Below are 12,972 nucleotides of genomic sequence, written 5' to 3'. Positions count from 1 at the left end.
TTTTCGTATGATGCCCCTGTCGCATGCAATAAGGGTTTTTTTCATTCGGCACATGTTTTCGATTAGTTTGGGTGTCCACCTTAATCTTATTTGTTATGAAAGCCTCTACTATTTTTATATTCTACATGGTGTTTTTCATCAACCCCATCCTAGGGGAAGCCAAGATAAAAACCCAAATCTCCGGTCAGGTCATGGATTCTCAGGGAGTAGCTCTCCCTTTTGCCAACGTGGCTTTAGTCGAAGTGGAGTCCGAAAAATTGATAACTGGTACCGTTTCGGAAGACAACGGAAAGTTTGACTTTTCCACCTCCCAAAAAGGAACCTTTCAATTAAAGGTCACCTCAATTGGTTTTCAGCCTTTCCTTTCGGATCCATTTGAAGTGGAAAATGATGAATCCAGAGATTTTGGCAAAATAGTCCTACAAGAAGAAACCGCTGATCTGGGTGAGGTGACCGTTAGGTCCTCGAGACCGGAGGTGATTATTCAAGCTGATAAAACAATCGTAAATGTGGAAGGAACGGTGATGGCCGAAGGTAGCACAGCCTTGGATGTAATAGGCCGCTCTCCTGGAGTGTACGTAGACAGCGATGGAAACATTAACCTCAACGGACGTTCTGGCGTCATAGTGCTGATCGATGACCGCCAAACCTACATGAGTGCGGCTGACCTGGCCAACTTTCTCCGCTCCATGCCGGCTGATAACATCAAGAGCATAGAGGTAATCAATAGCCCAAGCTCCCGATATGATGCAGAGGGATCCGGAGGGGTTATTAATATTAGGTTGAAAAAGAACACCATGAATGGTGTCAATGGTAGTGTGCAGGTAGGCCACCAGTATAACGGCTTGAATACCCCATTCACTGGAGCCACCGTGAATGTGAGATCTGGCAAATGGACGACCAATGCCAGCTTGAATTACAATGAGTGGGCAAGAATCATTGATTTGGACATTTATAGAAGATTCCAAGTCGAGGGTGGGCTTTCCAATTTTGACCAAGAGGCCAACATCAATATCCGTCGTCGTAACCTGTTTTTCAACGGCGGGGCTGATTACCAAATCAACGATAAGCATTCTGTAGGGATGAGCATTCAGGCTTCAGGTTCAGATGGGCCTGACCGTGGCCTTTCCCTTACCAATATCAGCAATCCCAATACTGCTGACCTGAATTTCCTCGAAGCCGTCAATAACAATGAAACCAACAGCCAGCGGATTTTCACCAACCTCCATTATATAGGAAATCTCGATACCCTGGGTACCAAAATAACCTCCGACATCGATATCACGAGAATGGAAACAGGAAGCTTGGGCTTTTTGGATAATTCCTACTGGCTCAATGAGCGGGTGAATCAAGAATCTGACAGGATCCGGACGGACAACGATATGCTCTATACCATATATACAGCCAAAGTTGACTTTACAAAACCTTTTAAAAACGGCAATGTTATAGAAACTGGGATTAAAGGTAGCTGGGTAAGATCAGATAACAACCTTGATATCCAACGGGGAGTGACTGGTGAACTGCTGCGACCTGATCCCAACAGCAACATGTTTATATATAATGAAAATGTGCTGGCGGGGTATGTTAATTATAAAGGCAAATTCAGCGACAAGTTCGAATACCAAGCGGGCTTGCGTGGGGAGCATTCCGACATTACGGGCAATTCGGTAACCTTAAACCAAGTAAATGAACAAAGGTATTTCGATTTGTTCCCCAGTGCATTCTTGAAGCAAAATGTCAGTGAGAATTATAATATTGTTTACAACTACAATAGAAGAATTACCAGACCCAATTACCGTCTTCTGAATCCTTTTGTGTTCTATGTGGATCCTTTGACCACCGAAAGGGGAAATCCGAATCTTCAACCCCAATATGCGCAAAACTTTGAAATGAGCCACAATATCAAGAACGCCTATCAAATTACTTTGGCCTATGGCCGGATCACCAACTCTTTCAATCAGATCATGTCCCAAAACGAGGAGACCAGAGAGTCGGTATTTCAGGTACAGAACTTGGATAGAGCGGATAATTTCAGTTTGAGGTTCACCCTTCCCTTTGAGCTAACCGAATGGTGGAGCACAAGCAATATGCTTCAGGTGTATTACAACCGGTTCCAATCACCTTTGGGGGATGAAATGCTGGATATGGAACAGTGGTCTGGCATGGTAAGAACCCAGCATAACATCACCTTGCCAAAAGGTTTCAAAATGGAAATCATGGGCTTGTACCTTTCACCTTTTCTTGAAGGCCAAGCCAAAATCAGAGGCGTGGGTTGGGTAGATGCCGGGGTGACTAAATCATTCAAAGATGATAAAATCAGCTTAACGGTGAATGCAACTGACGTATTCCGTACCCAAGTGTTCAGGGTGAATGTGTTGTTCGATCAAATTGACACTTCGGTACAGCAGTATAATAGCAACCAGGCTATCCGCTTCACGCTACGATATAAATTTAACCGTGGAGAAAACTTCAACGTCCGCTCCCGCTCCGGCAGCTCCGAAGAACAGCAAAGGCTGGAGTGATGTTTATTAACCGCAAAGTCCTCAAAGTTGCACAAAGAACTAATGGAGTTTTTTTTAAAAAAACACTCACTTTGCGCAACTTAGCGACCTTTGCGGTTAATTTCACTCAACCTCAACTCTATACACTCTAAAAAAATCCTCCTCTTCCTCTGCATTTGGCTCACCCATAAACCAGAGTTGGTCATTTCTTACAATGAATTGCCTATTATTCAGATTGGCAGGCATCTCCATGTTTTTTAGAGTTTCCAATTCCGTATTCATAATGTTAAGTCTGGCAGGGTACTTTGATTTCAACTCCTCATACAATGCAACTTGCTTGTTCGGGTCTGTTTCAGAGCGAAATCTCTCTGCATCTACGTCATTAAAACCTGGCAAATAACTGAGCAGCAGATAGTCTCCGTATTTTTTTAAGCTATTGATTCTTCCAGTCTCCATATTGACTTTGATCGCATTTGGGTCTAATTCACCAAAAGAAACACCAGGGTCTTGCTGGAAACCTTCCAAGTCCAACTCGGCGGATTTTATTAATGCATACGGTGGATTGGCTTCGTAGACATTTAGCCTGGCATCCTTACCGACTACCATATAGATTTTCCCATCCTCATAGTGCATAGCAGGGATCATATCTGGCAGCTCATGGCCTTTGCCATTCCTGAAAAGACTGTTCTCCTCCAAACTCATAAAATGGGTGTTGGTCATGGATTTTACATCCAACCAGTTGAGAAGTTTAAAATTGTCATAATATTCCGGTGTGTTTCTGGGGTGTTCGCTCCAAGCTTGAAGCCCTACAGATAATATGCTATCTTCCGCTACTTGATAAAATTCCCATTCAGCCGTACTTCTTCCCATATAACTGATCGGCTGTTCAAAGGTGTTTTTATTCACAAGGTTTCCATCAGTGTCGTACTCAAATATGCCATTATAAGAGAGCAACTGAAAATTCCCCCTTTCATTGAATTTACCGGGTGTGTTTGGGAAATTTCCAAAACTATCAGGTCCATCGCCGGTTTTATTGAAAGTATTCAGCTTATTCCCCTGCTTGTCAGAAATAATAAAATCTCTAGTCTTAAAATCAAAAAATAAGATTTTGTCGTTATCAGGATCAATATCCATCAAAACCAACTCTCCCAAATGATCAATCTGAAGGGAGTCTTTCAATACCAAATTAACCTCTTGGTTATTATCTTTAGAATCTTCCGAATGCCCAGAACAGGCCACAACAAGACCCAAAAGTGGATACAATAGCTTTTTCATATCTTAAAGTTTTTAGAAAATTGAAACTAAGAATTAAATAATAAGTATCCAAATACATTTAGTTTTAAAATACCTGAAGAAAAAAATAACCGCAAAGCTCCCAAAGAATCGCATAGAGATTTTATTATCTTTCGCGCCCCTTCAAAAACTTTGCGGTTTAAAAAAACTCCTCTACTCTCTTTCTCTGTTGTTAATCAAACTCAAAAACCATCCTCGGTTATTTCCTTTTCCACTACCTCACCATATTTCTGCGCGATACTCTTGATATCCTCACTTTTGCCAATGAGCAGAAACTGAAGATTCTCTTTTGGGAAATACTGCTCAATGATCTGTTGGGCTTTTTGGGTATCCAGTTCTTCCACGTTGGCTTGGAAAGTATTGATATAATTCTCATCAAAGCCATACCAAAACATCTGGGTCAACAGCCCGGCCAATTGGCGGGAGGTTTCATAATTTGGCGGAAATTGGCCCTTTACATAGTTTTTGGCAGAAGTCAACGTTTCCTCATCGATGCCCTCGCTGTGCATTCTTTCATACACCTGCAGGGCTCGATCGATAGTTTCCTCTGTATTTTCAGTGGCTGTGAAGGTCGAAATGGCAAATGTCCCAGCATACTTCATGGGAGTAAACCGGCTATTGGCCCCATAAGTCAAGCCGGTATTCACGCGCAACTCATCATTGAGCCAAGAAGTAAACCTGCCTCCCAAAACTGTGTTGACCACCTGAATGGCCACATAGTCAGGATTGTCTCTTTTCACGCCTTTCCCACCTATGAGAAAAGTGGTCTCCCTGGCATCACCTTTATTAACTAGCATCACGCGGCTGGAATCCAAGGCGAGTTCAGGTTCGTTAAGGTTTGCTGAGTTGTTGCCGCTTGTTTTTTCCCATGAAGAAAACATCTCTTCGATTTTGGTTTTCATTTCTGCCAAATCAAAATCTCCAACCAGAGCTATTGCTGAGTTGTCTGGGGCATAATGTTGCTGGTAAAATGACTCTAAATCTGAAGCGGTAAATGACTCAACCGTAGAAACAGTGCCTCGGGCTGGGTTGCCATAAGCATGGTCGGCAAAAAGGAACTTTTCCCAATAGGAACTAATCACCGAGCGAGGGCTTTCCCTGTCACGCTCCAAGTTAGAAATCATCCTTTTTCTTTCCTTTTCCACTTCTTCGGCATCAAATTTTGGGGCTGTGATCACCTCCTTGATTATCGGCAAAACCGTCTCCGTATCCTTGCTGGCAAACCGGGCTGACACCTGGGCATATTCTTTCGTGGATGAGGAATTAAGATTTGCACCTATGAAATCCAAGGCCTCCTCTATTTCTGATTTGCTGTAATTTTCAGTACCGAACTGCAAGGCAGCTGCCGTTAGGAATGAGATTCCCGAGTTTTCACCATCCTGAATGGCTCCGGCAGGAATTAAAGCAGAAAAACTAATGGTCGGCACCTCTGCCTGCTGCATCATATAAACCGTCAGCCCATTGTTCAAAGTGAATTTCTCGTATTCGGGAAGCTGAAATCCTGCTGTTTGACCCATAGAGAATGGGATAACTATAAAATAGGCCAGCACAAGGATAATCAATCTATCTATAAACTTTCTCATAAAATTATTCCTCAACATTAGCTTTTAATACACCTACAGTTCTGTTGGATTTTTTGAAGTACTCATTGGCCACTCTCTGAATGTCATCCATGGTCACCTTCTCGTATTCTTCAGGAGCGTCAAACATTTTCCGATAATCTCCAAAAAACAGCTCATACGTCCCAATATTATTGGACTTTCCGTTAATCGTTTCTATCTGGGAATAAAAGTCCATCAGCTTCTGGTTTTTGATTTTTTGAAGTTCATCCTCTTTGATGCCCTCAGCCTTCACTTTTTCGATTTCCTCATAAATAGCTTTTTCTAGATCCGCCTCATCCACTTCCCTGGCGGCAACAGCGTATACCGAAAACAAATTAGGATCAAAGCTTTCCCCGAAGTTGGTGAAGACCCCTGTAGCCAATTGCTTTTGGTCCACGAGTGCACTGTAGAGTCTGGAAGTTTTGCCTCTCGATAAAATGGAGGAAAGGATATCCAAGGCATAATAATCCCCATGTTGGGTATTGGGGGTATGATAACCCACAATCATATAAGGACTGCTTACTTCTTTTTGTACCGTTATGCGTCTCTCGCCGGTTTGGGGAGGCTCTACCAGGTGTACGGGTTTCGGTTGGCGGGTAGAGGGGATAGGAGCCATATAGGATTCGGCTAACTGCTTTACCTCGTCAAATTTGACATCGCCTGAAATTACAATTACACAGTTGCTGGGGTCGTAATAGGTATTGAAATACTCCTCCAAATCTTCCTTCTTCCAGTTTTTGATATCAGATTCATAGCCTATCACGGACCAATTGTAAGAATGTTCTAGAAATGCGGTACTGTTCACCGCTTCTCCAAGCACACGCCATGGAGAGTTTTCCAAGCCGGTACTTCTTTCCGAAAGCACCACTCCTCTTTCGCTTTCCACCATGGCGGAATCAATCGAAAGACTTCCGATCCTGTCGGCCTCCAGGTCAAAAATCACCTCCAAGGCTGAGTTTGGAAACCAGTTGGTGTACACAGTCACATCCTGGGTGGTGTAGGCATTGTTTGCCCCACCATTGTATTCCATCACCCTGTCAAATTCCTTTGGCCCATATTTCTCCGCTCCATTGAACATCATGTGCTCAAAGAAATGACTGAGGCCTGTAATCCCCGGGTGTTCATTTCGGGATCCTACCTTATAGAATAAATACATGTTGGCATTGGGGATGGAACCATCCTCAATCACCAAAAACTTCATCCCATTGTCCAGGGTGAAGGTCTGCACATCATCAGCTTTCATTTGCCCAAAAACAGGCACGCTGAGGCAGACACAAAGAATGCTTAATAGCTTTTTCATTAGTTATTTCTTAAAAACACTTTTTACCGATTAAATTTAGCGAATTTTAGGTTGGAAATAAGAATTGGGAGAATAAAAATGGGGCACGAAGGGCACAATGGAAAAAGAAGAACACAAAGGAGAAATTAAAAACATCTGTTCAGACGAGTACAAGGGATTATAGGCAAAGAGCTTTTGAAAAAAGTGTAGGCTAATTGAGGTAATGGCAATCTTAAACTTTAACCTGTGCCGCAGGCACACAACCCATAAACCAAAAAGAAACAAGCTGCCTTTAGGAAAAGCAGCTTGTCGTGGTAGTTAGTTGGTTAGTGTGAGGTAATTCATGTTTTGTGCCTCGGGTTCCGACTCTTGAGGAGTGGAAGAGTAACCCGAGGGCTTAAGATCTATATATTTTTTATTTGCTTCAAATCATATCCTGATCACATCTATGTAATAATAATGCCAAAATAAAAATAGCTATTTTAATTAGTAATATTTTAATACTCATTGGGTAATTTTGTATTTATATAACATTTACTTTCCTCTATATTGATTTGCATTTCTTTTCGCTTTTAGGATTAAAAACCTTTTTTGAAAAGTAAGGATGTCACAAAACGAAATCTTCTTTCGATTTAAAAACTTTTATTTTTTCTTGAGGATTAAAATGTTCATATCTGTATTCTTCCAGTTTGTATCTCTTTTATGGGGATTGATTTGCTCAATGTCGGGATTTTTGGGTAAACAATACACGTCGCGACCAAGTTAATGGATCATCCGATAGGATGCTGGAAACCAAACTCAAAAGAAAAAATTATTACCCCCTGTAAATTTTAAGGGCAATCCAAGCAACTATTACCAGCAGGACAGCTTTTTTGTGTAGTATTGATTGAACAAAAATAAACAACTTTCAGCATCTCGTTTAACACATGGATCGGATTGTACTGCACTGTTTATACACGATAAATTATACTTTTACTGGATTTTAAAGCACTTAATTTCAACATTTATCCTTAAATTGCGCCAATTCCCAGTTAGACCTATTTGCGAAATAGTATAAACATCATTCTAAAGACTTATACATAAATGTTACAAGCTTACCGGAAAGTGTTTAAAGATTCAGTGGTTCCTTCGGCAATCTTCGATGTGGATGCTCCCACCTTCACCATCTTGGATGTAAATAAGGCCTATACTGAAGTTGTGAAGTCAAGTTTCGAGAAGATAGTCGGAAAAGGCGTCTTTGAGGCTTTTCCGGATTTGGGGGAAGGCGAAAATCATGGGCAAAGTGACCTGCTTGCGGCTTTAAAGGAGACCATCGCCACCAAGGATGTTTTTAAGATGCCAGTCATCAAATATGATGTCATCAACCAGCAGACTGGAAAGCGCGAGGAAAAATATTGGGAGCTGAGTTCCTCTCCTATGCTTGATTCTTCTGGAAAGGTAGAGAGCTTACTGATCCAAATAAATGATATTACTCCTCACCTGCGCACTCTTATGGGAGGCGGGAATATCGGTATGGGTAAAAAATCAACTTCCCTGTTTGAGGAAATTGATTTTAAATTTAAGAATATTTTTGATTTTTCTTCAGCAGGCATTGCCCTGTTGGATTTAGAGGGCCACTGGATGGAAGTCAATCCCAAGATTCCTAAAATGTTCGGGTATAGCCGTTGGGAACTCTTGAAAATGAACTTTCAAAAAATGACCCACCCTGGGGATCTCGACCATTGCCTAGAATTACTCGATGATTTGGTTGAAGGGAAGAAAGATTCTTTCGAAACCGAAAAAAGATACTATCACCGCAATGGCAAGGTGATTTGGGTAGTGTCCAGTCTGACCATAGTGAGAAAACCCAATGGTGAACCCAATTATTTCGTAGCTCATTTCTTAGATATCACAGAGAAAAAACAAATAGAACTTGCTCTCCAAGAAAGCGAACAAAGGCATCAGTCCTTAGTGACTCATAATCCCGATGCAGTTTATTCTTTTGACCTAGAAGGAAGATTTATAAGTGCCAATGTAAGTACCTATAAGCTGGTGGAAAAAACAGCCGAGGAGTTAATAGGTTCGCTGTTTTTACCTTTTATTCAATTTGATGATAAAAGAAGGGTTTATGAAAATTTTTTAAAAGCTTCAGCAGGTGATTCTATCACTTATTCTTGTGGGGTCATGACCTCAACTGGTAAGGAAAAATTTATCCAGGTGACCAATATGCCCATTATTTCACAAGATAAGATTGTAGGGGTCCATGGTATTGCAAAAGACATCACAGACAAAGTATTGGCAGAAAAGCAACTTCTGGCTTCCAAGGATCAATACGAACAATTGATCTCCACCGTGGATGGGATTGTGTGGGAGTCAGATGATAACCTGAAATTTCATTTTGTAAGCCCCCAAACCAGCCACATTCTCGGATATGATCCAAATGACTGGTACGCCAATGAAAACTTTTTAATGGACCACCTCCATCCGGAGGATAAAATGCGGATTTGGAAAGAGTTTCTAGTCGGTATGGAAAAAGGGTCCAACTTCAGTTTTGAGTTCAGAATGATCAATGCGGATGGCAACACCGTGTGGCTGAGGACTAATGTAGCCGTAATCCGGCAGCGCAAACGCACCCTGCTCAGGGGTGTATTGTCCGATATTTCTGAAGCAAGAGAAGCCATCATCGCCCTACAGGCCAACGAAGCCAAGCTGTCCAAGATCATGGATAGTGCAGTGGATGTAATTTGCACAATTGATGCCGAGGGTACTTTCGTGGATTTAAACCCAGCTGCAGAGCAGATGTGGGGTTATAAGCCGGAAGAAATGAAAGGCAGAAAAATCTATGAATTCATATTGGAAGAAGATCTTCCCAAAACCTACCATGAAGCCGAGGCAATTGTAAACGGGAAAAATATCAAGACATTTGAAAACCGCTACCACCATAAAAATGGCCACTTGGTCAATAATATATGGTCTGCAAGTTTTGATCGCCAGACTGGGCTGATGTATTGTGTGGCCAGGGATATATCGGAAAAGAAAGCCGTAGAATATCAATTGCAGCAAAGTGAGCAGCGCTTCAAAAACCTAGTACAAAATGGCGCCGATATCGTTGGTATCATGGATGAAGAAGGGGTATTTAAATATGTCAGCCCCAATACTGAATCCATCACCGGATTTAAAAGCGAAGAAATAGTGGGTAAAAATGGATTTGAATTTGTCCATCCTGATGATTTGGAGAAGATATCCAATAAGGAGGAGGAATTGGCCAATACCAATAAAGTAGCTTTGCCCCCCCATAGGTTTAGGTGTAAAGATGGATCCTTTATATGGATAGATAGCGTGATTACCAACCATCTTTCTGACCCCGCTATCAATGGGTTGGTATTCAATAGCCGAGATATTTCTTTCAAAATCGAGGCCGATCAGGAACTGAAAAAATCTGAGGAAAGGCACAAGCTTTTATTTCAGTTGAGTCCGGTCCCTCAATTTGTATATGATAGTGAATCTTTGGAGATTTTGGATGTTAACCAAAAGGCAGTTGATTTTTACGGATATTCCTATGAGGAATTCACTACATTGACTATCAAAGACATCAGACCAAAGAGCGATTTGCCAAAACTCCAGGCCTCATTGGAAAAAATGAAAGGCAAGCAGTTCAAGGATTTTGGAATATTCACGCATCAAAAGAAGGATGGCACCTTGGTGAAAATGGAAATCTCAGGCTATGAAATGGACTTCCATGGAAACAGTAGTGTAATGACTGTGGCTGTGGATGTAACCGAAAGAGAAAAAGCCCTGGATGAAATCAAAAACCAAAAAGCCAAACTTATCAAGGCCCAGGAAATGGCTAAGATGGGATATTGGCAAATTGATTTAAAGGACAACTCCCTGTATTGGAGCGAAGAAACCTATAAAATCTGGGAGCAAGAAGCGGAAAATGTGTCGAATGTGGATTGGTTTTACACGACAATTTACCCACAGGATGTCCATATTATCCAGAATTCTTTTACCCATTCATTGGAAACGGGGTCTGAACTGGATATTGAATTCAGGATTCAACTCAAAGATGGCCGTATAAAATGGATCCATGAATTGGGTAAAATGGTGCTGGATGAACAGGGTAAACAAGTTTATTTTGAAGGGACCGTCCAGGATATTACCGAAAGAAAACTCGTTCAGGCCAAGTTGGAGGAAAGCAACCAACGGTATGAATTGCTGACCCAAGCTACATCTGAGGCTATTTTCGACTGGGACATGGTCAATGGAGACATTTATTATGGACAAGGCTTTGAAAAAATGTTTGGGTATGATATCAATGAGCTCGGACAATCCCGAAAAGAATGGATCAAGTTCATTCACCCAAACGACAAAAATGACCTAGACTCCAGTTTGGATGAATTCCTGGAAGGCACTGCTCAAACTTGGGAGCATAACTGCCGGCTTATAAATGCCCAAGGGGTTAAGTACTATGTAAATCTCTATGCAATTGTTGTCAGAAGTGAAGAAGGAATCCCTTTGCGTTTGGTGGGCACCATCCATGATATTACCTTAAATGAGCAACAGGAAAAAGAAAAACAGTTGAAGTTTGAGTTAGGAAGGTCATTTGCCCTAAACGATTCCCCACAACTTTCCATGGCAGGTTGTTTGGATTCACTTCTTCGGTATACCGAAATGATCTATGGTGAAGTATGGGTACCTGCAATCGCTGGCCAAAACCAATTGACTTTACTTACTCATAAAGGTAAATTAAAGGTAGACCCTAATCGATATCCTACCCTAATGGATTTGGACCAAGGAATGCAGGGGGCAGTCTGGAATCAAGACCAAGTTTCCCTTCTAAATGAACTTTCGAATAACGATGTATATTATAGGAAGGAATTTGCCAAGCTCAACAAGCTCGAAACTGCTGTTGCATTCCCTTTAAATTCAGTTGGCCAAAGCCTTGCCATGGTCATCCTGTACTCTAAAGAAAAGATAACAGACCTGAATAACCTTAATTATATAAGCTCGGCCACCCTGGAACAAATAGCAAGCGACTTCCGGCGTAAAACGGTTGAAAATGAGCTTAACCTCTTTTTTGATTTGTCCAAGGATATTTTGGCTATTACAGGTTATGACGGATATGTTAAAAAAGTAAATAATGCTATTCAATCCATTCTTGGATATACCCCTCAGGAGTTATTGAGTATTCCATTCGAGACCCTTATTCATCAAGAGGACGTAGATAGGACCAAGAATTTCATTGAAGAGACGCGGAAAAATCAATCCTTAGCCCACTTTGAAAATAGGTATATACATAAGAATGGACATGAGGTGTGGATGGCATGGACGGTGAGTCCTTACGTCCAAGAAAATGTCCTATTTTGTGTAGCTCGGGATATCACAGAAAATAAATTGAAGGAACAGGAGCTGCGGGAAAGTTCCGAGCGAATATTCAATATTCTGGACAGTATAAAGGATGGGTTTTATGCTTTGGACCGAAATTTCAAGGTCACCTATTTTAATGATGAAGCAGAAAGGCTTCTGCAAAGAAAGAAAGAAGATGTCATAGGACAATCCCTTTGGAAGGAGTTTCCCGAAGCCGAAAGTCCAGAACTGAAATTTTACACCAATTATAAAAAGGTGATGGACACTCAAGAGCCAATTACTTTCATGGAATATTTCGAACCATTAGAAGGCTGGTTTGACATCACTGCCTATCCTTCAGAAGAGGGGGTATCGGTATATTTTAAAAATGTTACCGACAAAATCCTTAAAGATGAAGAAATTGAGAAGGCCAATAGCCGGGTGAATAAGATTTTAGAAAGTATTCAAGATGCCTTTTTTGCCATAGAAGAAGACTGGACAGTCACCTATTGGAACAAGGAGGCTGAAAGATTATTGGGTATAGGCAGGGAAAATGTGGAAGGTAGAAATCTGTGGGAGGTGTTTCCTGAAGCTACAAAGCGTCAGTTTTACCCCAAATATAAAGAGGCCTTGCAGGATAGAAAGGTGGTAACAGTCATAGATTATTATCCTCCTTCTGATAAGTGGTTTGAAGTGACGGCCTACCCTGCCGAATCCGGACTTTCCATTTATTTTAAAGATTATACGGAAAAGAAAAAAATGGAAGTGGAATTGGAAAAATTCAGGAAGGCCTACCAGGGAAATCCCGAAGATTTTGCTGTAGTGGATGTTAACAATAATTAATGGTTTAATCTTTGGTAGATTTCAACTTTAAAGCAGTTATTAGCCTCTGGTTTGAAATTAAAATATTATCTCATCAAAAGCCTGGGCTATTGTCCAGGCTTTTGTTTTATGGCAAATCGGGATAATTTGG

Annotated in this window: 5 protein-coding genes; 2 read left to right on the top strand and 3 right to left on the bottom strand. The window is 41.3% G+C overall.

Features of this window, described 5'->3' with window-relative positions; translation table 11 throughout:
• The first annotated feature begins 95 nt into the window (after positions 1 to 95).
• On the top strand, positions 96 to 2,522 hold the full coding sequence (locus KI659_RS11025) for an outer membrane beta-barrel protein (protein WP_213945402.1): 2,427 nt from the start codon (positions 96 to 98) through the stop codon (positions 2,520 to 2,522).
• 102 nt (positions 2,523 to 2,624) lie between these two features.
• Here KI659_RS11025 and KI659_RS11020 read toward each other — a convergent pair whose 3' ends face one another.
• The 3 genes from KI659_RS11020 to KI659_RS11010 all read right to left on the bottom strand — a co-directional run bounded on the left by KI659_RS11020 (position 2,625) and on the right by KI659_RS11010 (position 6,695).
• A complete protein-coding gene (locus KI659_RS11020; RefSeq protein ID WP_213945401.1) occupies positions 2,625 to 3,776 on the bottom strand; it encodes a hypothetical protein in 1,152 nt (383 codons plus the stop codon).
• 200 nt (positions 3,777 to 3,976) lie between these two features.
• On the bottom strand, positions 3,977 to 5,377 hold the full coding sequence (locus KI659_RS11015; protein WP_213945400.1) for a M16 family metallopeptidase: 1,401 nt from the start codon (positions 5,375 to 5,377) through the stop codon (positions 3,977 to 3,979).
• 4 nt (positions 5,378 to 5,381) lie between these two features.
• Positions 5,382 to 6,695: a M16 family metallopeptidase gene (locus KI659_RS11010; RefSeq protein WP_213945399.1), complete on the bottom strand. Its 1,314-nt coding sequence runs from the start codon at positions 6,693 to 6,695 to the stop codon at positions 5,382 to 5,384.
• A gap of 1,062 nt (positions 6,696 to 7,757) precedes the next feature.
• Here KI659_RS11010 and KI659_RS11005 point away from each other — a divergent pair.
• Positions 7,758 to 12,842 carry a PAS domain S-box protein gene (locus KI659_RS11005; protein ID WP_213945398.1) on the top strand — a complete coding sequence of 1,695 codons (5,085 nt, stop codon included), beginning with the start codon at positions 7,758 to 7,760 and terminating at the stop codon, positions 12,840 to 12,842.
• The last annotated feature ends 130 nt before the right edge of the window (positions 12,843 to 12,972 follow it).

The organism is Litoribacter ruber (assembly GCF_018449405.1).
In the GTDB taxonomy this organism is placed as follows: Bacteria; Bacteroidota; Bacteroidia; order Cytophagales; family Cyclobacteriaceae; genus Litoribacter; species Litoribacter ruber.
Note: the sequence above shows the minus strand (reverse complement) of the source record. Positions and strands in the feature narration are given on the sequence as shown.